General features: G+C 69.2%; 17 protein-coding genes and 2 pseudogenes. 10 read left to right on the top strand and 9 right to left on the bottom strand.

The features are described 5' to 3' along the window. Positions 1 to 25: 25 nt before the first annotated feature. Genes QEG98_RS26155 through QEG98_RS26135 form a run of 5 tightly spaced genes read right to left on the bottom strand, consistent with a single transcriptional unit; the run spans position 26 to position 4,692 of the window. Entirely contained in the window at positions 26 to 892 is an 867-nt protein-coding gene (locus QEG98_RS26155) for a DUF4340 domain-containing protein (protein WP_316563226.1), read from the bottom strand. A gap of 11 nt (positions 893 to 903) precedes the next feature. Continuing rightward, positions 904 to 1,566: a DUF4340 domain-containing protein gene (locus tag QEG98_RS26150; protein ID WP_316563225.1), complete on the bottom strand. Its 663-nt coding sequence runs from the start codon at positions 1,564 to 1,566 to the stop codon at positions 904 to 906. Continuing rightward, on the bottom strand, positions 1,563 to 3,134 hold the full coding sequence (locus QEG98_RS26145; protein ID WP_316563224.1) for a GldG family protein: 1,572 nt from the start codon (positions 3,132 to 3,134) through the stop codon (positions 1,563 to 1,565). Before QEG98_RS26145 ends, QEG98_RS26150 begins: the two co-directional genes overlap by 4 nt. A gap of 1 nt (position 3,135) precedes the next feature. Continuing rightward, entirely contained in the window at positions 3,136 to 3,939 is an 804-nt protein-coding gene (locus tag QEG98_RS26140; protein WP_316563223.1) for an ABC transporter permease, read from the bottom strand. A 30-nt stretch (positions 3,940 to 3,969) separates the two neighbouring features. Beyond that, a complete protein-coding gene (locus tag QEG98_RS26135) occupies positions 3,970 to 4,692 on the bottom strand; it encodes an ABC transporter ATP-binding protein (RefSeq protein WP_011554860.1) in 723 nt (240 codons plus the stop codon). 151 nt (positions 4,693 to 4,843) lie between these two features. Between QEG98_RS26135 and QEG98_RS26130 the strand changes: the two are divergent. The 3 genes and pseudogenes from QEG98_RS26130 (at position 4,844) to QEG98_RS26120 (ending at position 8,730) form a co-directional block, all read left to right on the top strand. Next, positions 4,844 to 6,036 (top strand): annotated as a pseudogene (locus tag QEG98_RS26130) (aspartate kinase). 127 nt (positions 6,037 to 6,163) lie between these two features. Next, the gene (locus QEG98_RS26125) at positions 6,164 to 7,990 is read left to right on the top strand and encodes a N,N-dimethylformamidase beta subunit family domain-containing protein (protein WP_316563222.1); all 1,827 of its coding nucleotides are present in this window, start codon (positions 6,164 to 6,166) and stop codon (positions 7,988 to 7,990) included. Beyond that, positions 7,987 to 8,730: a hypothetical protein gene (locus tag QEG98_RS26120; RefSeq protein ID WP_316563221.1), complete on the top strand. Its 744-nt coding sequence runs from the start codon at positions 7,987 to 7,989 to the stop codon at positions 8,728 to 8,730. Before QEG98_RS26125 ends, QEG98_RS26120 begins: the two co-directional genes overlap by 4 nt. On the opposite strand, the gene QEG98_RS26115 is transcribed toward QEG98_RS26120, so the two are convergent. From QEG98_RS26115 to QEG98_RS26100, 4 genes are all read right to left on the bottom strand, one after another. After that, entirely contained in the window at positions 8,720 to 10,222 is a 1,503-nt protein-coding gene (locus QEG98_RS26115) for a right-handed parallel beta-helix repeat-containing protein (RefSeq protein WP_316563220.1), read from the bottom strand. The genes QEG98_RS26120 and QEG98_RS26115 overlap by 11 nt on opposite strands. Positions 10,223 to 10,534: 312 nt before the next feature. After that, positions 10,535 to 10,861 (bottom strand): divalent-cation tolerance protein CutA, encoded by a 327-nt coding sequence (cutA, locus tag QEG98_RS26110; RefSeq protein ID WP_090493083.1) that lies wholly within the window; start codon positions 10,859 to 10,861, stop codon positions 10,535 to 10,537. A gap of 67 nt (positions 10,862 to 10,928) precedes the next feature. Next, a complete protein-coding gene (locus tag QEG98_RS26105) occupies positions 10,929 to 11,891 on the bottom strand; it encodes an ATP-binding protein (RefSeq protein WP_090493081.1) in 963 nt (320 codons plus the stop codon). Positions 11,892 to 11,949: 58 nt separating this feature from the next. Beyond that, complete coding sequence (locus tag QEG98_RS26100; protein ID WP_171443714.1) at positions 11,950 to 12,606, bottom strand: hypothetical protein; 657 nt, start codon at positions 12,604 to 12,606, stop codon at positions 11,950 to 11,952. A 283-nt stretch (positions 12,607 to 12,889) separates the two neighbouring features. Between QEG98_RS26100 and QEG98_RS26095 the strand changes: the two genes are divergently transcribed. The 7 genes and pseudogenes from QEG98_RS26095 (at position 12,890) to QEG98_RS26065 (ending at position 22,922) form a co-directional block, all read left to right on the top strand. Next, positions 12,890 to 16,468: a tetratricopeptide repeat protein gene (locus QEG98_RS26095; protein ID WP_186817856.1), complete on the top strand. Its 3,579-nt coding sequence runs from the start codon at positions 12,890 to 12,892 to the stop codon at positions 16,466 to 16,468. Beyond that, positions 16,468 to 17,907 carry an adventurous gliding motility TPR repeat lipoprotein GltE gene (gene gltE / locus QEG98_RS26090; protein WP_316563219.1) on the top strand — a complete coding sequence of 480 codons (1,440 nt, stop codon included), beginning with the start codon at positions 16,468 to 16,470 and terminating at the stop codon, positions 17,905 to 17,907. The genes QEG98_RS26095 and gltE overlap by 1 nt, the downstream gene beginning before the upstream one ends. A gap of 127 nt (positions 17,908 to 18,034) precedes the next feature. After that, positions 18,035 to 18,304, top strand: a complete 270-nt coding sequence (gene cglF, locus QEG98_RS26085; protein ID WP_020478881.1) for an adventurous gliding motility protein CglF — start codon at positions 18,035 to 18,037, stop codon at positions 18,302 to 18,304. Positions 18,305 to 18,380: 76 nt separating this feature from the next. Beyond that, positions 18,381 to 20,302 (top strand): annotated as a pseudogene (gltG, locus tag QEG98_RS26080) (adventurous gliding motility protein GltG). Positions 20,303 to 20,408: 106 nt separating this feature from the next. Further along, positions 20,409 to 21,038, top strand: coding sequence for an adventurous gliding motility protein CglE (cglE, locus tag QEG98_RS26075; protein ID WP_011554849.1), 630 nt, complete (start codon positions 20,409 to 20,411; stop codon positions 21,036 to 21,038). A 25-nt stretch (positions 21,039 to 21,063) separates the two neighbouring features. Continuing rightward, entirely contained in the window at positions 21,064 to 21,270 is a 207-nt protein-coding gene (locus tag QEG98_RS26070) for a hypothetical protein (protein ID WP_194858433.1), read from the top strand. Continuing rightward, positions 21,237 to 22,922: a DEAD/DEAH box helicase gene (locus tag QEG98_RS26065; RefSeq protein WP_316563218.1), complete on the top strand. Its 1,686-nt coding sequence runs from the start codon at positions 21,237 to 21,239 to the stop codon at positions 22,920 to 22,922. Before QEG98_RS26070 ends, QEG98_RS26065 begins: the two co-directional genes overlap by 34 nt. Positions 22,923 to 23,046: the final 124 nt, after the last annotated feature.

The raw sequence follows: 23,046 nt of genomic DNA, 5'->3' as shown, positions 1-23,046 counted from the left end.
TGATGGTGAGTCGGGGACGGGGTGCTCAGGGAGCTTGCTCCGTCTTCGCGGGCGGCTTCGGTGCGTCGGGGGCCTTCGGGGCTTCCTGCAAGTCCTCGGGCCTGGTGGGCAACGTCAGTCGTGACTCGGGCACCTCGAGGACGTCGGGGCCGGAGCCGCGGGCGTAGAGCGTGCCGGGCTCGTCGGGGACTTCAGCGCCGAGCCAGAGCCGCGCCAGTTCGCGTCCGTCCGCGCCTAGCAGCACGGCGCCGGGGGAGTCCTCCGTCACGCCATACCGGGCCCAATTCTTGGGGTTCGTCTCGCCGTAGCCCGTGGCCTTCAGACCTTCCAGCGCGCGCAGCAGCGAGGCGAGCTTGAAATGCTGTGCCTTGCCCCGCTGCGGGGACTCCATGTCCCAGTGCCCGGCGCCTTCGTTGGCTTCCGACGTGCTCACCACGGTGATGGCGGGCGCGCCACCGCCCGGATGGAACACGATGCGACGGACGTCCTGGCGCCGGAACTCCAGCACGCGCCGGTCCTTCAGTTCCCGGACGCTCACGTCCAGCACGCCGAGGGCGTCCTCGGGCACCTCACCCAGCACGGCTTGCGTTCCCTGCTCGCGCAACGCATAGGCGCGCACGGCGCCATCTTCCGTCACGCGGGACATCCGCACGCGCACCGGCTCGCCCGGGCCACCGGTGAAGCGGGCGTCCACCACCGGGGCCTCCAGACCCAACCGCTTCCGGGACTCCGGCGTGTCTTCGGGGAAGGACAGTGCCCGCTGCTCCACCAGGGCCTTCAGCAGCTCCGCGACACGCGTCGCGTTCGCGTTGGCGGCCACCGGCGCGACCAGCCGCCAGCCCGCGCCGTCCGCGTCCCGCGCCAGTTGATACGCACCCTGCGGCGCCTTCACCTCGATGCCCTTCAGCGCACGCTCGTCCAGGGGGGCAGGAGGTCCTTGGCGCGCAGGGCGAAGGTGTCCCGGTCCAGGGCCCAGCGCACCGTCCCCGCGGCGGCGTGGACCGCCGGCTCCGCGTCCCGGCGTACGTAGACGGAGCCGTCGTAGGTGTTCTCCTTGCCACAGTGCAGCGTCACCGTGCGCTGGCGAGCGGGGTCCTGCGCCCCCTGGCCTTGGGCATCTGGCACGAAGGCCCGGGCCGTGACGGTGAAGAGGGGCGGTTTCAGGCCGTACGCTTCCAGGTCAGCGTCGGTGGGCGCCTCCTTCACGGTGGCGCTGAAGCTCGAAGACGCCAGCGTGCCGAGGAGGGTCTCCACCACGGCCGCCTCCGCGCGAGCGGACACGGGCGCCGTCAGCTTCCAGGTACCGTCCTGCTCACGAACCAGCTCGGTGGTGTCGCCCCGGGCCCGCACCGTCAAGTGTGTGAAGACAGGCTTCTCGGCAGGTACCCCGTCGTCCTGTCCGCGCGTCTCCTCCGTCCCCGTGATGAAGAGGCGCTGCTGGGCGTCGGCTTTCCGCCGGGCCTCGTTCGCTTCGGATGCCTTCTCACCGGTGCATGCGGTGAGCCCCAGGCCCGCCGTGACGACGGTCAGGATGCTCCACCGCCACCTTCCGCGGGCCGGCGTCACTTGTTGCGCCTCGACAGCCAGATGGCCAGGCCCACGCCCAGCAGCGACAGTGGCATGAGGTCCGTGGCGAAGAATCGGATGCGGCTGAGCGTCGCCGCGTCCAGCTCCAGCGTGGACACCTCGCGGTCCGGCGGGCGGATGGTGATTTTCGTGAGCTGGTTGGACGCCCAGCCCAGCGCGTTCATCACCAGGTTGCGGTTGGGCTCATGGCCCCAGTTCGGGTCCAGGAGAAGCTCCGAGTCCCCCATCACCACCAGGCGCGCTTCATCAAAGCGCTTGCCCGGCGAGGCCTGGGTATCACGCGTCACGGCGGCCACCAGCACCAACTGGCCCGCCTTCTCGCCATCCGAAGGCACCGCGTTCTCTTCTGGCGTGCTCTCCACCCAGCCGTACTGGGACGTGAGGACCACCGGCTGCACCTGGACGCCCGGCGCCATCCCCATGCGCAGCAGGGTCAGGCTGCGCGGGGTGGGGAACTCCACGTTGAGTCCCCGCTGGTGCAGTGGCTTGCCAATCTCGTGGTCGCTGTAGAAGAGCGACAGCACCACGAAGGGATTGCCGCTGTTGTACTGCGCGTCCGCGACGATGCCCTCGTCCACCTGCACGCCGTGCTCCGCCAGCAGTCCGTCCAGGCCATCACGGAGACCGGCGTCAGCGAAGTAGAGCATGCGTCCTCCGGAGGCGAGATAGCGCTGGAGCAGCTCCTTCTCCGGCGCGGTGTAGGGCCCCCGGGCCCCCGCGATGATGACCAGCGCGGCGTCCCGTGGCACGTCTTGGACACCCGCGAGGTTCAGCGGTTCCGCGGTGTAGCCCTCCTGGAGCAACTGCCTCCGGAATTCGGACAGGCTGGCGCCCGGGTCATGGGGCGGCGCCTGCTCCTTGTCCAGGGGCCACTCCCCGTGGCCGGTGACGAAATAGACCTTCTGGGTGCCCACCGCGTTCAGCTTGAGGACCGCGTGTGTCAGCTCCTGCTCGGATACGGTGGCGAGCAGCGTGTGCGTGGCGTGCTCGCCCTCGCCGCGTACCAGCACCACCGCCGTCTGGCCCTCACGCACCTGGTACTTCGCGGCCAGGTCCGGGCTTCGGCGCGGGTCCTTGAAGGTGTACTCGAACTTCCCCGGCGCTTCGGCATGGTAGAGCGCGAAGAGCGCTTCCAACTGGCCGTACTGGGCATGCGCCGGGGTGATGAAGGCGATGGCGCGCACCGGGTCGGGAATGGCGGCCAGCGTGGACACCGTCTGCGGCGCCAGCGTGTGGATGCGCGCCTGCGTCAAATCCCAGCGCCGGTTCTGCTTGAAGGCCAGGGAGTTCACCGCCACCAGGACGGCGAACACGCCCAGCGTGGTGAGCACCGTGGTGGCGAAGAAGCTGCTGGAGCGGCGCGTGGCGAACTGGCCGAACTGCCGGTAGTTCGTCGCGCCGTAGATGCCCACCAGCACCAGCCCCGCGCCCGCCTTCACGGCGGCGGCGACGGCGCTGTCCGAGGTGATGAACAGGGTGAACGGACTCGACAGCAACAGCAGCAGTCCGAACGCGCCCAGGACCTTGCCGACATGCGCCGCCTTCATGTCAGGCCCACCGCTGCGCATCCACCGTGCGGTGGGTGAGGAAGAGGGAGAAGCCGATGACGGAGGCGAAGAACACCAGCGACTGCGCGTCCAGCACGCCCTTGATCATCCCCTGCAACTGGAGGTCGCAGGCGACGTAGGACAGCGCGGAGCGCAGCGGCTCCTCCGCGCGGCGGGCCACCTGGCCCAGCAGCATCCACGCCAGCAGGGCACAGAAGGTGAGGAAGGCCGCCAGCATCTGGCTCTCCGTCAGCGCGGAGATGAACAGACCCACGGCCATGCAGGTGGCGCCCCACAGCAGCAGCGCGCCGTAGCCCAGCAGGACGGTGGACCACTCCAGCACGAGCCCGGACTCGCTGTGGCCCAGCGCGGACAGCAGCAGCGGGAAGACGAGCGTGAGCGCGAGCGTGGCGGAGATGATGCCCAGGCCGCCCAGGTACTTGCCCAGCACGATTTCAATGGGCCGCACCGGGGCCGTCATCAGCAGCTCGAAGGTGCGGTTGCGCTTCTCCTCCGCGAACAGCCGCATGGACAGGAACGGCGTGACGACCAGGGTGATGACCAGGACGCTGCCCCACAGCTCCACCACCACCCCGTCCGTGAGGTTGCGGTACATGTTGAAGTCCGGGGACATCTGCGCCCAGCCCACCCGGCGCGCCACGCCCTGGACGTCGTTGAACGCCTGCAGCAGGTCCATGAAGTAGAAGGCCGTCAGCGCCGCCATCGCCGTGAAGACGGCGTAGGCCCACGGCGTGGTGAAGTAGATGGACAGTTCCTTGCGGGCAATCGCCAGGGCGGTGCGCATGGAGGCGGGGTCCTCGAAAAGGGGCCGCGCTCAGGCGGCGGTCAGCTTGATGAAGACTTCTTCCAGCGATGCGTTCTCCGCCTGCCCGTGGATGCGGGCCAGCTGGGAGATGTCGTCGTACGCGGCCATCTTTCCCTGGTGGATGATGAGCACCTTCTGGCACGTCATCGTGACCTCCGGGAGGATGTGCGTGGAGAGGATGACGGTGTGCTTGCCGGCCAGGCCCTTGATGAGGGCGCGCAGCTCGGCGCGCTGTGCGGGGTCCAGGCCTTCGGTGGGTTCGTCCAGGATGAGCACCGGCGGGGAGCCGAGCAGCGCCTGGGCGATTCCCACACGCTGCTTGTAGCCCTTGGACAGGTTCTGGATGACGCGGTCCATGACGTGCGTCACGCCCATGAGGGCGGCCACCCGCTCCAACTCGGCCTTGAGGGCGCTCCCCGACAGCCCCTTCAGCGAGGCGACGAAGCGCAGGTAGCCTCGCACCGTCATCTCCACGTAGAGCGGCGGCATCTCCGGCAGGTAGCCGATGCGGCGCTTCACCTCGAGCGGCTGGGCCTCCACGTCATAGCCCCCGACGCGGACCACCCCCTCCGACGGCGGGAGGAAGCCGGTGAGGATTTTCATGGTGGTGGACTTGCCCGCCCCGTTGGGGCCCAGGAACCCGAGAATCTCACCCGCCTCGACCTGGAAGGTGAGGTCGTCCACGGCCACCCGGTCTCGGTATCGCTTCGTGAGGTGCTGGACCTCGATCATCGGCATGGGCGCGGCATTAAACCCGACATTGGCGTGTCAAGGCGACACCGACTCCGGGTGTGGGCGTCGTTCAGCGGCTGGCCAGACTTCTGCAGGGAGGCCTGCCAGTGTGGTTTTCCGGACACGCCGAACAAGGGTAGTGAGTCGAATCATGCCAATCGTGGTCCAGAAGTACGGCGGCTCGTCGGTCGCCGGCGTGGAGAAGCTCCGCAAGGTCGCCCAGCGGGTGAAGGACAAGCGCGAGGCGGGCTATCAGGTGGTGGTGGTGGTGAGCGCCATGGGCGACACCACGGATGAACTGCTGGCGCTGGCGAAGGGCGTTTCGGTGGACCCGCCCCGTCGTGAACTGGACATGCTGCTCACGTGTGGCGAGCGCATCTCCATGGCGCTGCTCTCCATGGCGCTCCAGGAGATGGACGTGCCGGCCATCAGCTTCACCGGCAGCCAGAGCGGCATCATCACCACGGACGCGCACGCGCAGGCCCGCATCGTGGAGGTGCGGCCGTACCGCATCCACGACGAGCTGGCGCGCGGCAAGGTCGTCATCGTCGCGGGCTACCAGGGCGTCTCCTTCAAGAAGGAAGTGACGACGCTGGGGCGCGGCGGCTCGGACACGACGGCGGTGGCGCTGGCGGCGGCGCTGGACGCGGAGGCGTGTGAAATCTACTCGGACGTGGACGGCGTCTTCAGCGCGGACCCCGGGTGGTGCCGGACGCGCGCAAGCTGGAGTCGCTGAGCTACGATGAGATGCAGGAGCTGGCGAGCGCGGGCGCCAAGGTGCTCAACGCGCAGGCGGTGGAGTGGGCCAAGGCGCGGGGCATCACCATCCTCGCCCGCACCGCGCACGGCCAGGGAACGGGCACCGCGGTCCAGGAGCTGGCCGTCCCCACGGACCACCGCCTCAAGGGTGTCACCGCCGACGCGGAGATGGCCGTGCTTGCCGCCTCGGAGCCGGTCCGCCTGGCGGAGCTGCTGGAGTTCCTGGATGCGCGCGCCGTGCGCGGGCGGACGCTGGACTTCGAGGGCCCGGTGGGTGGGGCACGCAGGACGGTCATCACCGTGCCCCTGGCGGACATCCACGGCGCGGACGCGCTGCGCCGGGAGCTGGCCACGCGCTTCGGTGACGCCGTGTCCTGGCGCGAGGACCTGGGCACCGTCACCTGTGTGGGCGTGGGGTTGAACGCGGACTGGGCGCCGCTGCGCCGCGCGCTGGCTGCCGCCGAGGAGCTGGGGGCTCACGTCCACGCGGCCCGTACGTCGCCTTTGCAACTGACGCTGCTGGTGGACAAAGCACATCTGAAGGCGCTGACGGCCCGGCTGCACCGAGAGCTCCTGGGAGGTTAGGCCTTTTCCTACCCTGGGCTTTTGTCCGGGTGATCCATCCCAATCATTGCTCCAGGAGGGCACCCGCTTCCCTCCTGAGTGTTCGTGGCTACCCTCCGGTCGAAGCGCCGTGGCTTGGAGGAACGGGATGGCTCAAGCAGGCCGTTGGGCGGGCTGGGTGTGTGGGCTTGCGCTCATGTTCGGTGGCATTGGCTGTGAGGAGGCGGCCTTGCGCCCGGTGATACCGGGTGACAAACACGACACGCCTCCCCTGAACGACGGCTATGACGGCGGCGACGGCGAGCCGCATCCGGGCCTCATTGATGCGGGTGTGCCGGACGCCGGCACCGGGCAGCCCGAGCCTCCGGACGCGGGCCCGGTGGAGCTGCCCGCGCGAGACGCGGACGCCGTGCGCAAGGAGAACCGCCGCCCGGGGACCACGGCGTGGCGCATCACCCGCAACGCCCACAGCCGCGAAATCGAAGGCTATGCGCTGAAGGCCACGCTGACGCAGGGCGAGACGCTGCGCGTCGCCGTGTCGGTGTCCGAGGCCCGGACCTTCCGCTGGTACGTGTACCGGATGGGGCACTACGGCGGCACGGGCGCCCGTGAGCTGGCACGCGGAGGCCCGGTGGCCGGCGTGCGCCAGGGCGACTGTCCCGCGGACCGGTCCACGGGCCTCGTCGCCTGTCGCTGGGCGCCCACGCTGGAGATACCCATTGGTGAACACTGGGTGCGCGGCGTGTACGTGGTGAAGCTGGTGCGTGAGGACAACCACCAGCGGTACGTGCCCTTCTTCGTGCGCGACGCGAATCCGCGCGCCGAGGTTGCCGTCCTCATCCCCACCGCCACCTGGGCCGCCTACAACACCTGGGGGGGCACCAGCCTCTATGACGACCGCGACCGGGTGATGCGCGAGCACGGCGTCAGCCGCGCCTTCCGGGTGTCCTATGACCGGCCCCACTATCGGGGCCATGGCAGTGGCCACCTGCTGACGGACGACCTGAGCCTGGTTCAGTGGCTGGAGTCGCAGGACCTGGACGTGGGCTACTTCACCGACGAGGACCTGGACGCCAGCTACGACTTCCTGGCCGGCGCCAAGGCCTTCATCATGTCGGGCCACGACGAGTACTGGAGCCCGCGCATCCGCGAGCACGCGGACCGGGCGGTGGCGGAAGGCCGGTCGCTGCTCAACCTGGGCGCGAACAATGCGTACTGGCAGGCGCAGATGGAGCCGTCCCAGGACGGCCGGCCGCGGCGCATCATCGCCTGCTACAAGGGCCACGCGAACGACCCGTACACGGGCGCCCAGCGCACGGTGAAGTTCCGCGAGCGCGTCGTGGGCCGTCCGGAGAACGCGCTCCTGGGCGTGCAGTTCTCCTCCCGCTGGCACCAGTTCGGCTTCCCCGCCGTCATCACCAACCCGGGGCACTGGGCACTGGCGGGCTCGGGGCTGAAGGCCGGTGACACGCTGTGGATGGCCAACGGCTACGAAGTGGACCAGTTGGTGAGCAACGGCAACTCGCCGGAGGGCCTGGAGGTGCTGGCCGAGTCCCCGTTGCTGTCGCTTCAGGGCGCCTTCGGCTTCGGCCACATGGTGCTGCGCAAGCAGGGCAGCGCCTACATCTTCTCCGCGGGCGGCATCGACTTCGTGCGCACGCTGGCCTCCGAGGACATGGCGGACCCGCGCGCGGCCCGCATCGTCGCGAACGTGCTCTACAAGGCGCTGGGCCGGCCGGTACCCGACACGCTGGTGCGCTTCGAGCGGCAGAACGCGTCGAGCCCCCAGGGGCCCTCCGCGGCCGACGTGCGCACGGTGGCGGGCGTGCCCGGAAAGCGTGTCCGCGCCGGTGTCCCCGTGGCGGGCAACTCGCTGGGGGCGCCCACCGCGGTGGCCCTGCTTCCGGATGGAGGCCTCGTGGTCGCGGACGGCCTGGGCAACACGGTGAAGCGCGTGACGCCGGGGGCGAGGTGAAGACGGTGGCCTCCGGCCTCAATGGCCCCATGGGCATCGCCGCGGACGCCGCGGGCAACGTGTACGTGGCCGACACGGACCACTACGTCATCCGCCGCATCGACCCGGAAGGGAAGGTGGAGGTGTTCGCGGGCGGGACGCCGGGCCTGATGGACGGCCCCGCGAAGCAGGCGGCCTTCAACCAGCCCACGGGGCTGGCGGTGACGCCGGATGGCACCGCGTTGCTGGTGGCGGACATGAACAACGGCGTGATTCGCCGCATCGACCTGGTGGCGGAGGGCCACCCGGTGACGACGCTGCAGGGTGACTGGCTCTACCGGCCCTCGGGCGTGGCGGTGAGCGCGGATGGGAACACGCTGTTCGTCGTCGAGTCCGGCATGTCCCGGGTGGTGCGCATCCGCGACGGCCTCACGTCGGTGGTGGCGGGCACGACGCCGGGCTTCCGTGACGGCGCGCCGGAGTCGTCCCAGTTCCTGCCGTACCTGGGCATCGCGGTGCTGAAGGATGGCTCGCTCGCGGTGTCGGACCCGGGCAACTACCGCGTGCGCCGCGTCGTCCTGAACGCGGACGGCAGCGCGCGGAAGGTGACGACGCTGGCCGGCAGCGGGCGCTACGGCCACTCGGACGGGCCGGGCGACGCGGCGGACCTCGTCCTCCCGGCCGGTCTGACGGTGGGGCCGGACGGCCGCCTCTACGTGGCGGACGCCGGCAATTCGCTGGTGCGCGCGATTACTCCATGAGCGCGGCGGCGGTGGCCTCGGGGCAGTCCGACTCTACCGCGCCGATGTCCGGCGCGGCGCCGCAGTAGGGCAGCCCCAGGTCCATGCCCCGGTCCACCGCGCGCTCGCCGGGCATCAGCGTGTCCAGGTCCACCAGCGGCTCGCCGCTCTCATCCGAGTCCAGCTCCACGCCGTTCGACAGCCAGTGGGCGAGCGTGCTGCCCACCCACCCGCTCTGCGGGGCGACGAAGATGCCCGTGTTGAACGCGGCGTCGGCCAGGTAGAGGTTGGACGTCATGCTGAGGCCGGGAGCGGACAGGCCCATGCTGACGGCGTTGCGCGTGGCGAACAGGTTGTTGCGCACCGCGATGTTGGTGGACGGCCCACCGGTGCCGTGGCCCACCACGAAGGCGAAGCCGTCCGTTCCCACCACGGTGTTGTGCAGCACGCGCACGTCGCTGCCATTCTCGATGCGGATGCCGGAGCCCTCGGGCGTCTTCAAGTCGTGGATGCGGTTACGGCGGATGGAGATGTTGGTGGGCGGCGCGCCCACGCGGTTGCCACCCACGGCGATGCCCAGCGAGGAGTCCGAGATGTCGTTGTCTTCGATGACGACGTTGCGTGCGGAGTAGTGCACGACCACGGCCTCTCCGCGGGACGAGGTGGACTTCCCGAAGCCGTACATGCGGTTGCCGCGCACGACGACGTCGTGGCACGTCTTGAGGTCCACCGCGTTCTCCCGGTTGTCGTACATGTCGTTGTCCTCGATGAGGACGCCGCGCGCCGGGGCGTTGTTGCTGAAGCCCTCGGGGCCCAGGCACTGCACCGAGTCGCCCGAGTTGTCGTGGATGTCGTTGCCCCGCACAGTGATGTCCACCGACGTGGGCGCGATGACGACGCCATGCGAGTCGTCGTTGCCTCGCGCGAAGTGGTGGATGTGGTTGTTCTCGATGGTGATGCCGTTGGCGCCCGCGTCGGTGCTGATGCCGCTGCCGAACGCGCCGTGGTGCAGCTCGTTGCCCGCGAGCACGGTGCCCGTGGTGTTCCCAGAGAACGTCACGGCGACCTGGCGCTGACCCCGGACGTCGAACTCGAAGCCCTCGATGCGCCAGTGGGGACGCTGCACGTGGGCCATGAACCAGCCGCTGTGAGTGGGGACGAGCTTGGGCAGGCCCTCGCCAAGCAGGGTGATGGGGGCCTCGGCGGTGCCGGCCTTGGCGCTGGCGTCGATGATGAGCTTCTCTGCGTAGGTGCCCTTCTGGACGCGGATGATTTCCCCCGGGCCCACCCGCGTCAGGGCCTTGGAGATGGTGCGCAGCGGCTTTTCACGCGAGCCATTCGCCGAGTCGTTGCCAGACGGGCTGACGTACCACTCCCGTGTGTAGGCGGGCGGCTCCGGTGCCTGCGGCGCAGGGACGGGAGGCGGCTGCTGCACCACGGGCGTGTCGTCTTCGTCATCGCCGTCGTGGCCAGAAACGTCGTCGTTGTCGTTCCGCGGCGGGGGCGTCGGCATGTTGGGGGCCGAGGGCCGCCGCGAGCCAGGGTAGCTGGGAAGGGGGCTCGAATCGGACGCTGGAGCAGGTGCCTGCGCGCCGTTGGAGCAGGCGACGCCACCCACGGACACGAGTCCGAGGAGGCACAAACTGCGCAGTCGGGACATGGGGGTCGGCTCCTGGGGGAAGAGGGCGAGCCGACAACGCTCCTTTCGCCGTGCCGTATTCTGTCGGAGGCCGCGCACGAGCCCTTCCCTGGAGCCGCTCCCTCACTGTTCCAGCCGCAGGCGGGGCGCTGGCTGCGCCCGTCAGCCGAGCAGGGGAGCAGGACTTCAGTCCGGCGCGCGGGTGCTGCCCAGAATCCAGGAAAGGTACGGCGCGTGCCCCTCCGCGATGTCCACGCGCAGCACCTCCGGGACGTCGTAGGGATGCAGCTCGACGATGCGCGCGCGCAGCGGCTCGAAGAGGGCCGCGCGCGTCTTGAGGATGAGCAGGACCTCGGGCTCGTCCTGGACCTTCCCCTCCCACCGGTAGATGGAGCGCAAGCCGGGGACGATGTTGCCGCACGCGGCGAGCTGCGCTTCCACCAGCGCGCGGGCCAGCTCGGCGGCCTTGTCCGCGGTGGGCGCGGTGACGAGGACGATGATGGCGTCAGTCATGGGGGCAGGATGCGCGAAGCCTCCGCCGGCCGTCGAGCGGGATGGCGCAGACCGCCGTCCCGCGTGTCTACCGTCCCAGCGTGCGTCCGCCGCCCGTCGCATGGTGCATGGGCGCGTCCATCTCCTGCCGGGTGCGGCGCCGGTCCGGCGTGTCCTTCGGAAACTCTACGAATGTGCACAGCTCGCACAGCCGGCTGTAGATGCGCTCACCCACGCGCTCTCGGAGCAGCTCCGTGTCGCGGACCGCGCTGCGTGAGTCCTCGGTGGTGCGGTAGCCTGTCGGCGCCGTGCTTCGGATGGCGCGCTTCTCCGGCTCCAGGGAGTAGTTCGACGCGAACAGCGTGGTGCGGCCCGCGTTGTAGCGGCGGGCGATCAGCTCATCGAGCGTCTCCATCTCGAAGGGGCTGCCGCGGCCCTTGCCCATCTCGTCGATGGCCAGCACCTCCACCTCCGACAGGGGCCCGATGATTTCGCCGCCGCTCTTGCCCTCCTGGAATCCACGCCGGATGGTCGCGTAGAGGAGGGAGATTTCGACGTAGCGCCCACGCACGCCCAACTCCAGAGCCAGGTGCGCCAGCGTCGCCGCCAGGAGGTGTGTCTTCCCGGTGCCCACGGGCCCGCTGAGGATGAAGCCCTTGGACGAACCACCCGGCACATACTGGAAGGCGAACTGCATGGCCACGTTGCGGCCCCTGTCCTGTTCCTCCTTGGATGCGCGGTAGTTTTCAAAGGTCGCATGCGCTGCTGAGGCAGGCAGCCCCAGCGCATCGAAGCGTGCAATGCGCTGTCGCAGCTTGGTGCACGTGCACGTCTCCATCACCTCATAGCGCCGGGGGCCCATCTTCTGGCTGAACTCGCCCTCGCGCTCGACCAGCACGTGCCCGCGCCCGCCGCACACCGAGCAGTGCTCGGAGCACGCGCAGATGCGCGCCTGGGCCTGGTCCCCTCGGCGCTCGATGACATAGGTCCGCCCGCCGCACACGCCACACGCCTCGCCATTCGCCTTTGGAGCCATCTCACGCACCGCCATACCAGAGCCTCTCCTCGGCCGTCAGTCCACTGAACGGGCAGTCAGGCGTCCCACCCACCTACATCTCCTTCACGCCCAGCCGCCGGCGCACCGTCGCCAGCACCCGGAAGCGCCGGGACACCTTGCGGGCGCGCGGCGACATCACCTGTTGTTCAGCGGACGCCGCCAGGGCCTCACGCCACACGGCGCACCGATCCAGGAAGGGCAGGGCGCGCAGCACCAGCAGGAACGCCAGCGCTTCCTGGGCATCCATGGCCGCCGGTTCTTCCGGGACATGTGCCAGGACGGTGATGCGCAGGTTGCGCACACGGTGCGACAGCGCTTCGTTCCGCCCCGCCAGGTCCTCGAGTGCCGCGCACAGCCGCGCGTGCCGCGTCTCTTCCCAGGAACGGGCCCGCTTGCGCTTGGGGCTGGAGGAGGGTTCCTCACCCGCGCCCGCCGCCAGCTCCCGGTACTTCTTGATCTCCGACTCCACCTGCCGCCGGCACGCGCGCAGCGAGCGCAGCACCGGCTCTCCGGGCCGCGCGTCCCAGAGGGCCTTCTCCGCCGAGCGGGAGATGCCGCGCGCCACCACCTCGAAGGGAACGCCTTCCCGGGCCCAGGTCGTCAAAAGCTCGGTGTCCAGCGCAGAGAGCATCAGCCCCGCACCACGCACAGCGAGGAAGTAGTCCTGCACCAGCTCTTCGAAGCTGGCGCTTTCGGGGAGGAGACTCATGATCCGACGCGTACTCCAGTGCAGGGAGGCCGGGCAACCGACCGTCCGTTCCCCCATACCTGGCAGGTCCGACATGGCAACTCCAGGGCGCCGATTTTCACAGCGAATCTGGAAGATTTTGAACCGACGCTCCCCGAGGAAAGCAGGCGGCCAGTCAGTGTTGACCCGCCGCGCGGAAACCGCGCATAGTGAGGGTCCCCGAATGGAAATTCCCGAAGATTCCCGGACACTTGCCTACCAAGCAAGCAACTGGGGACGCCGGTGCCCCTCTCCTAGGAAGACCATGCGCCGTTCGCTTCTCGTCTGCCTCGTCCTCCTGGCCACGGCCTCCGCCGCCCAGGAGAAGAAAGCCCCGCGCGATGCCGATCTCGGCCGGAAGTCCGCCACCGCGGTGGACAAGTCCCTGGCTGGCGACATCACCCGTGAAAAGAAGAAAGAAGAGGTCGCCCCCGCGCTCCAGTACGACCAGTTCCGGCTGGGCGTCGAGCTGCAGGTGGCCTCCAAGCGGCGCGAGCAGATCCAGTCGCTGAAGAAGATCATCTCCCTGTCGCCGGATCCGAAGGAGGCCCCCAGCCTCCTGTTCCGCCTGGGCGAGTTCTACTGGGAGGAGTCCAAGTTCTTCTTCTTCGAGGCCAACCGGAAGGATGACGACCTCATCCAGGCCATGAACCGCAACGACGCCGCGGGCCAGCAGCGGGCCAAGGCGGAGAAGGCGGAGTTCATCGCGAAGCAGAAGGAGTACGGCAAGCTCGCGGTGGAGCAGTACACGAAGATCGTCCAGGAGTACCCGAAGTTCGAGCGCACCGACGAGGTGCTCTTCTTCCTCGGCCAGTACCTCATGGAGGATGGCCAGGACCGCAAGGCGCTGGTGGCCTTCAAGCGCCTGGTGGAGAAGCACCCGCAGTCGAAGTACATCCCGGACGCCTACTTCGCCTTCGGCGAGTACTACTTCAACAACTCCAAGGGGAAGCGCCCGGAGCTGGAGAAGGCGCTGGCGGCGTACAAGAAGGCCGCCGAGTTCCCCGAGAGCCAGGTGTACGCCTTCGCCCTCTACAAGCAGGGCTGGTGCCACTACAACATGGGCGACTTCGAGTCGGCCAAGGACAAGTTCAAGACGGTGGTGCTCTACGGTGAGCTCGCTGGCGCCAACGCCCTGGAGAAGGACGGCGGCAAGGGCGGCGGCCGAAGCTCGCTGCTGCGCGAGGCGCGCGCCGACTACGTGCGGGCGTTCGCGCACCAGGGTGACGTGGCGCAGGCCCGGGCGGAGTTCGGCAAGGTGGCCACCAACCCGGATGATCGCTTCACGATGCTGAAGCAGCTGGCCAACCTGTACTACGGCGATGGCAAGGACCGCGAGGCGGCCATCACCTACAACGGCCTCATCAAGGAGAAGCCGCTGTCCCCCGAGGCGCCTGGCTTCCAGGGCCGCATCGTCGACTGCATCCTCCGCATGGGCAACAAGGAGCGCACCGTGGTCCAGGTGCGCCGGCTCGTGAAGATCATGAAGGAGGTCGAGGGCTCCGGCGTCATCAAGGAGGACAAGGACAAGAAGCTGCTGGCGGAGGCGAAGGAGCTGTCCGAGCGCACGCTGTCCAACCTCGCCGTCACCTGGCACAACGAGGGCAAGAAGACGCGCAACGAGGAGACGTTCCGCTACGCGGACGCGGTGTACAGCGACTACCTCACGCTCTTCCCGGAGAACCCCAAGGCGTACGACCTGCGCTTCTTCTGGGCCGAACTGCTCAACGACAACCTGCAGAACTTCGACAAGGCCGCCGCCAACTACACGCTCGTCGTGCTCCAGGACGCCAAGGTGCTGGAGGCCAAGGACGACAAGGGCAAGCCGAAGCCGGGCAAGCCGGGCAAGTGGCTGCAGAACGCCGCCTACAACGCGGTGCTGGCCTACGACGAGGTCGTCAAGGCGGGCGAGGCGCGGGGCGAGGGCAAGAGCGAGGCGGTGGGCTCGGACATCACCAAGAAGGCCGCCATCCCCACGCTGAAGAAGGCGCTGCTCGACGCGTGTGAGCGCTACCTCAAGTACGTGCCCAAGGGCGAGAAGCGGGTGGAGATCGCCTTCAAGGCGGCCAACATCTACTACCGCCACAACCACTTCGACGAGGCGGTGCTGCGCTTCAGCGAGATCGCGCTCGGCTACCCCGAGTACAAGTTCGAGAACGGCGAGCGCGCGGCGGAGATCTCCGCCAACCTCATCCTCGACTCGTACCACCTGCTGCAGGACTACGCGAAGGTGAACGAGTGGGCGCGGCGCTTCTACGCCAACGACAAGCTGGCGGTGGGCAAGTTCCGCGACGACCTGGCGAAGCTCATCGAGCAGTCGTCCTTCAAGCTCGTCAGCCAGCTGGAGGAGAAGAAGGAGTTCGAGAAGGCCGCCGAGGCGTACCTCGCCTTCGTGAAGGACTTCCCGCAGACGGAGATCGCCGACCTGGCGCTCTACAACGCGTCCGTCGACTACTACAAGGCGAAGCGCCTGGATAAGGCCATCGAGGTGCGCAAGCGCCTGTTCGCCGAGTACCCGCGCTCCAAGCACGTGCCGGACTCCATCTACGCGAACGCGGAGGCGCTGGAGGCCATTGGCGACTTCGAGGACGCGGCGGCGACGTACGAGGCCTACGTGCGCGGCTACGAGCGCAGCCTGGGTGAGAAGGGCAACGCCAAGGCGCGTGGTGGCGGCAAGAAGAAGCGGGGCGCGGCGGACGACAACAAGCCCGCGGTGGTGCAGAAGTGGGACGAGTCCAAGGCGCAGGTGGCGCTCTTCAACGCCGCCACCTACCGCGAGGGCCTGGGCCAGGTGAAGGCGGCGCTGCGCAACCGCGAGCACTACCTGACGCTGTGGCCGCGCGCGAAGGACGCCGACGAAATCCGCCTCTCCATCATCGACCTGACGGCCAAGAGCGGCGCTGCGTTCAAGGCCATCAAGATGCTGGAGGAATACGAGCGCGACAACATGCGCTCCCCCAGCCGGTTCCTGGCCGCCGAGGGCCGCATCGTCGACCTGTACAAGAAGATGGGCAAGACGCGTGATGTGGCCCGCATGCAGAAGCGCATCTTCGAGCACTTCGACCAGCTGCCCCGCCGCGTGCAGGGCTCGCTGGAGAAGCCGGCGCTCGCCACGGCCGCGCAGGCGCAGTTCCTGTCGGTGGACCTGGACTGGAACGAGTACCGGCGCCTGAAGCTGTACTGGGGTGTCCCGCCGTCGCCGGACCGCTTCAAGGCGAGCATCCAGGACAAGAGCCGCGCGCTCCAGGTGGTGGAGAAGAAGTACGTGCAGACGGTGACGCTGGGCGCGCCCGAGCCCGCCATCTGCGCGCTGCACCGCATTGGCCTGGCGTATGACCACTTCGCCGACCGCCTCATCAACGCGCCCATGCCGCGCGGCCTGGACGAGGAGTCGGAGCAGGCGCTGCGCGACGAGTTCGCCAACCAGGCGCAGCCGCTCAAGGACAAGGCGACCGAGGCGTTCTCCGCCACGGTGGCCAAGAGCCGGGAGCTGGACGTCTACAACGATTGCGCCGCGGAGAGCCTGAAGCTGCTGCGCACCACGTACCAGCCGGACCGCTACCCCGACATGCCCGAAGAGAAGGTGGCGCTGAAGGGCCGCGTGCAGCTCATTGGCGGCGACCTGCTGGCCACCATCCAGGACGTGCCGCCGCCGGCGCCCAAGGCGGCGTCGGACGCGCAGCAGGCCCGAGCGGAGACGCTGCAGGAGGACTTGACGGACCTCACCGCGCAGCTGCGCTCGCAGACCGAGACTCAGGTGGACGCCCGCCCGGCGGCCACCACCGACGGCGCCACTCCCGCGAAGCAGGGCGGGAATGACGAGGAGCCGGAGGACTTCCTCTAATGAACCGGACGACCCGCACCATGCGCCTGTTCCCCCTGTTGGCGGCTGTCTCGCTGGCCGCCGCCGGTTGTACTTCCTCCAAGGCCACCGGCCCCGGCACGGCCAAGACGGCGGATCCGAACGCCGGCAAGACGGAGGCCGTGCAGCCCATCTCCAACACGGCCAAGGCCCGCTTCGAGGACGCGCTGAAGGCGTTCGACACGCAGAAGAAGGCCAAGGCCATCGACTACCCGTCGCTGGAGCGGAAGTTCCAGTCCGCCCTGGAGGCGGACGGGAACCTCGCCGAGGCCGACTACAACCTGGGCGTGCTCGCCGAGCGCCAGGGCAAGCTGACCGAGGCGCGCAACCACTACAAGACGGCGCTCACGAAGAAGCCCTCGCTGCGTCAGGCCTCTGAGAACCTGGCGGTGATGGAGCAGAACGCGGGCAACGTCGCCGGCGCGGTGGCGCTGTACCAGGAGGTGCTCCAGCGCTACCCGGATGACGCGCAGTCCCGCGCGCGGCTGGCGGAGATCTTCCGGCAGCAGGGGGACCACACCAAGGCCATGGACCTGACGCGCGCCGCGCTGATGCGCGACCCGCAGTCCACCACCGCGCTGAAGGTGATGATCCGCAGCTACCTGGATCGCAAGCAGCTCGCCATGGCGAAGCTGGTGGCCCTGCGCGGCGTGAAGCTGGACGCGGCGGACCCGGAGCTCCACCACGCCGTGGGCCTCATCCTCCTGCAGGAAGGGGACGTGGATGACGCGCGCCTGTCCTTCAAGAAGGCGCTGGAGGTCCGCGAGGACTACGTGCCGTCGCACGTGGAGCTGGCGCAGCTGGCCCTGGCCGCGGAGAACTACCCCGCCGCCGAGCAGCACCTGCGCCGCATCCTCCAGGCGGACGGGAAGAACGCCGCCGCGCACCTGGACCTGGGCGTCGCCTACAAGGGCATGGGCCAGTTCGACAAGGCCATGCAGGAGTACGACGAGGCGGAGAAGCTCGACCCCGAGCTGGCGGCCGTGAACCTCAACCGCGCCATCATCCTCCACAAGGTGAAGGACGCGCCTGAGCGCGCCTCGGAGCTGTACCGCAAGTACATCGCCATGGCCGGCGGTGAGGTGGCGCTGCCCGCCGAGGCCCCCGTGTTCGCCCTGCTGCGCGAGGTGGAGGTCGTCGTCAACGCGAAGCGCGAGGCCAAGTTCGCCGAGGAGCAGGCGAAGCAGATGGAGGAGCTGCAGAAGCAGCAGCAGGCCCAGATGCAGGCCGCGGAGAAGGCGGCCGGGGCGGCGAACCCGCCCACCACCGCCGCGACGCCGGCCTCCGGCACGGGCCCCGCGCCGCAGGTCACCCCCGCCAGCGGCAGCACGCCGCCAGCGCCCGCCCCCGCGAACGGAAACTCCGACCAGAAGAATGCAGGCTCGGCGGAACCCGGGGAGCCGGAAGACGACCTGCTGTGAAAGTTGGGACGCCCCCGAGTGCCTTCGCTGTGGCGGGGGCACGGGGGATGATGCGAACCTTGTGTTTCCCCCTCATCCGGGGATTCGGTGTGCGAAGGGGCCTTCGGGTCCCTTCCGGGAGGCAGTGATGCGTAAGGCGTTGATGCTGTGTGCGGTGCTCGCGGTGACGCCCGCCCTGGCCCAGGACGAGGGCTCCAACCCGGGTGGTCCAGGGGAGGGCAATGTGCGCTACTCCAAGACGACCAACATCGACTTCGAGGACGACACCATCGAGGGCGACCTCACGAAGCCGGATGGCGAGTACATCGATGCGCGTGAGCGGGTGAAGCACTCGAACCTCATCCGCATCCGCGAGGACTTCGAGGACAAGGTGATGCAGTCCGTGGGCGAGCTGTAGCCAGCGCCACAACGCGGCGGGAACCCACCGCCGCGCGCGTTGTCTGACGCCGTACCCACTTTACGTTGGAGCCCCCATGGCCGTTCCTCTGACACTCAAGGTCTTCAAGGGCGACTCGCTGGTCGCCTCCAAGGACTACGAGCGCGACATCATCAAGATTGGCCGTCTCTCCTCGGCGCACCTGTGCCTGGAGGACGAGAAGGTCAGCCGCATCCACTCCGTCATCGAGGTCGCCAGCGACGGCACCATGTCCATCATCGACATGGGCAGCGTCGAGGGCACGTACGTCAACGGCAAGCGCGTCACCAAGGGGCTCCTCTCCTTCGGTGATGAAATCCGCGTGGGTGGCACCACCATTCGTCTGGAGAACCCGGCCGCGGTGGCCGCGGTGAACCTGGCGGCCGCGGCGGCCAGCTCGGAGGTGGTGACGGAGAAGAATCCGGTCATCGCCGCGCCGGCGCCGGCCGAGGGCCGGCGCAGGCCGCGGTGGCCGCTCCGGCCGCGGGTGCCATCGACCCGTCCTTCGCCGCCACCCAGCAGAACCCGGTGGCCGCTCCCGTCGCGCCCGCTCCAGCCCCCGTCGAGGCAGCGCCGGAGGAAGCCGCGCCGCGCGTGCGGAGGGTTCGCCGTACGAAGTCCAGCGGTCCGTTGGGCGTGGGCCTGCGCTTCGCGTGGGGTGACCAGCGCGTGGGTGAGTTCTTCCTGGCTCCCGGCAGGAAGGGGGCCTTCGTCGTCGGCAGCGCCGCGGGCGTGGACTTCGTCATGGGGGACGCCCGCCTGGGCGCCCCGAGGTTCGACGTGGTTCGTTCGGACGGTCAGTCCTTCACCATTCGCTTCACCGCGAAGATGAAGGGCGAGCTCACCCGCAAGGGCGAGACGCTGGACCTGAAGGCCGTCATCGAGTCCGGCAAGGCCTCGCATGAGGGCGAGGCGTACTCGCTCACGCTGGACGCTGAGGACTTCATCTGGGTGGACCTGGGCGGCGTGACGCTCGAGGTGGCCTTCCAGCCCGTGCCCAAGCGCGTCGTGGTGCCGCTGGGCGAGTCCATGGACTACACCGCGCTCAACATCTTCCTGGTGCTGTTCTTCATCGCGACGGCGTTCGTCATCACCGCGATGAACCGCACTGTCGCGGGGGACGAATACGCGGACGAGCTGTCGGCGGACAACGCCCGTATCGCCAAGCTCATCATCAAGCCGCCGGAGGCGCAGAAGAACAAGTTCCTCGAGCGCCTCAACCAGCAGAAGGAGCAGAAGAAGAGCGGGGAGATGGCGGCGAAGAAGAGCGGCGACGAAGGTCAGATGGGCAAGAAGGACGCGCCCAAGACCAACAATCGCACCGCGCCCAAGGGTGACCCGAACAAGAAGGACGAGGCGCGCGCGCTGACGGCGAAGATCTTCGGCGGCGGCAAGGGCGGCATCTCCACGGTGTTCGGCAAGAGCGGCCTGGGCGGCGACCTGAAGAGCGCCATGGGCAACATGTTCGGCGCCAAGGCGGGCAACTCCGGCGGCTTCGGTGGCATGGGCCTGCGCGGCACGAGCGGCGGCGGCGGCGGCACGGGTGACACCATCGGCATTGGCGGCATTGGCACCAAGGGCCGTGGCGGCGGCACCGGCACCTACGGCAGCGGCGTGGGCGTGCTGGGCGGCAAGCAGAGCGTCGACGTGGGCATCACCTCGTCCGACCCGGAGGTCATGGGCTCGCTGGACAAGGAGCTCATCCGCCAGGTCATCCATCGCAACCGCGGACAGATCCGCTATTGCTTCGAGAGCCTCCTCAACCGCTTCCCGAAGCTGGGCGGCAAGGTGGCGGTGAAGTTCGTCATCGCGGGGAATGGCTCGGTCGCCTCGTCGTCGGTGGCGCAGTCCACGGCGGCCAACGCGGAGTTGGAGACGTGCGTGGCCGGACGCGTTCGCACCTGGAAGTTCCCCGAGCCGAAGGGCGGCGGCGTGGTGGTCGTCACGTATCCGTTCATTTTCAAGCAGTCCGGCGAATAGCGCCGGGTGGCCTTTCTCCGGGTGGGCAGGCCTGACGCAGGTCTGCCCACCGCGCCTTTCCCCGGCTCCCACTCCCCCGAGGGGGCCGGGCCAACGTCAGGACCGCATGAAAGCCCTCGCCTCACTTGCCCTGTGCGCCTCGTTCGTTCTCCCCACGGTCGCGAGCGCCCAGCAGCCCACCACTGCCCAGGGCGACCGCCCGGCTGTCACGTTCGATGAAATCGAGCGAGGCATCTACTTCGCGGTGCTCGGTGGTCCCCTGTTCATCACCAACCCGCCGGCGGCCGAAGGCACGCCGCGTCCGTTCTCCTCCGGGCCCATGGCGCAGGTGGAGGTGGGCGTGGACCTGGGCGAGCACGTATCCGTCGGCTTGTTCCTCATGGGCTCGAGCGTGCGGACGGGCGCTCAGTACGTGGGCAACTCTGGCGGCGCGGTGTCGGGTGACTTCTCCACCCTGATTCCCGGCGCGGTGTTGCGTGCTCGCCTGGTGGGGTTCGCTGACAGTCAGGAAGTGAAGCGCACCTGGTTCTATCTCCGTGCAGGTGCTGGCTATGCGATGTTCTCGCCGCAGCGGCTCCTCCCCGATTCCGACATTCTTGTGTTTGCCGGGCCCGGAGTGGAGTACTACACACGGCTGCGCCACTTTTCCGTAGGGCTCGAGGTGACGGGGCAGTACCTCGTCTCCGGGGGCTCGTTCGGGTTCGCGGTGGCGCCGAACATTCGCTACGCGTTCTAGCGGGAGAAAGACGTGCCTCAGGAGAATGGAAGCGGTGGGCCGCGCCCGGGTGGGCGTGGTCGTGACGGGGGTGCACCGGGCCAAGGTCCTCGCCGTGACGGACCGGGTGGTTTTGGTGGCCGTGGCGGGCCCGGACGCGGTGACGGCCGTGGGCGTGGAGATGGCCGTGGACGCGGGCGCGATCGCGAAGAGGGCCCCGTGGGCCCTGGCCAGCGTGTCATCTCCGAGCTGAGCATCCTGGAGAAGGCGCTCTCCAAGACGGATTTCGGGGCGGAGAAGGCGCCGCTGCAGGCCATTGTCCGCTCGCTTCGGCCCATGCGGCTGAAGTCGCTGGACGACCTGGACCTGAACACGCGTGGCCGCCTCATCACCACGCTGCTGCGCGTGCAGCGTCAACCGAAGCCGGCCGCTCCCGAGGCGCCCGCCGCCGCGGAGGCCGCTGCTCCCTCCGAGGCGCCGGCTCCCGTGGAGGCCGCCGCGCCCGCCGAGGGTGAGGCTCCCGCCGAGGGTGGGGCGCCCGCCGAGGCACCAGCCACCGCCGAGGGGGAGGCCGCCGCGCCCGCCGAGGCCGCTGCTCCCGCCGTGGACCCGGCGCGGGAGAAGTTCGATGCGTGGACGGACGTCATCTTCCTCGTCGGTCAGGCCTGGCGTGCCGCGGGTGATGCCGAGCGCGCGGAGGCGGCCTTCGCGGCCAGCGGCCGCCAGCCCGGTCCCGAGGTCGAGGAGCCCGTCGCGGCGCCTCGCTCCGAGGAGCGCCGTGAGCGGGGCGAGCGTCCCGAGCGTGGGGAGCGCCGTGAGCGTGGCCCTCGGCCCGAGCGCGGTGAGCGTGCCGCTTCGGGTGAGCGCCGGGAGCGTCCGGAGCGCCGCGAGCGCCCTGCCCGGGGTGAGCGTCCGGAGCGTGGCGAGCGTCCGCTGCCGGAGCTGACGGGCACCTGGGACGAGCAGGCGAAGCAGCTCGAGACCATGGGCCGTACCCGCGACGCGGGCCGGCTGCACGAGCGCAACAACTCCTTCGCGGAGGCGGCTCGCCTCTTCGAGGCGGGTGGCGACCTCAAGAGCGCCCTGCGCAACGCCCTGGCCGGGAGCGACAACGACACGGCCCGCCGTCTGGTGGGTACGCTGCCGCCGGATCAGCTCGCGCCCACGCTGGAGAAGGCCGGCGCCTACGAGCTCCTCATGGAGCACTTCGTCGGCAAGGGTGACTTCGAGAACGTGGCCCGCCTCTATGAGCGCGCCCGTCAGTTCGACCAGGCGGCGCTCGCCTACGAGCGCTCCGGGAAGCTCACCCTGGCGCGCAAGTCGTACGAGCGCGCCCGGGACATCGCCAGCGCCAACCGCATCCGCGGGCTCGAGGTGAAGAGCCTGGTGGAGCGGGGTGACCGGCTCGGTGCCGCCACCCTGCTGGCGGCCGTGGGCCAGCGCCGCGAGGCGGTGGAGGTCCTCAGCCCGCTGCCTCCGCCCAAGGCGTTCCACTTCATGCAGCGTCTGAAGCTGGACGACGAGGCGAAGGAGCTGGCGCAGAAGGAGCTGGCCCGGGCCGAGCAGGAGCAGAAGCCGGCCGGCCGCGCCCGGTGGCTGGAGCTGCTGGGTGACACCGCCGCCGCCGCCGAGGCGTGGGAGGGCGCTGGCCGCAAGGACAAGGCGCTCCCGCTCCACGAGAAGCTTGGCAACCTGCCTCGCGCCGCTCAGCTCGCGGAGGAGCTGCAGCAGCGTGACAAGGCCCTTGCCCTCTACACCCAGCTGAACGACAGCGCGGGTGTGGAGCGTGCGAAGGCGCTTCCGGAGACGACCGCACCTGCCCAGGCCCCCGCGGCGGATGCGGCGGACGGAAGCGAGGGTGGCGAAGGTGGCGAGACGCCGCCGGACGCTCCCTCGGCCGGGTAGCAAGAAGGCCAATGATTCCCGCCGTTTGGCGGGTTTTGCACGATTGCTCGGGGGCGCTGGCGACCGGTAGAGTTCCGGTCTCTGGCGCCCTCGCTGCTTTTTCTTTCCATTCCAAGGCCCGCCC

Origin of the sequence: Myxococcus sp. MxC21-1 (assembly GCF_032612255.1) — a bacterium.
GTDB classification, from domain to species: Bacteria; Myxococcota; Myxococcia; order Myxococcales; family Myxococcaceae; genus Myxococcus; species Myxococcus virescens.
The sequence above is the reverse complement of the archived record's forward strand: the minus strand, read 5'-3'. Positions and strand labels throughout refer to the sequence as shown.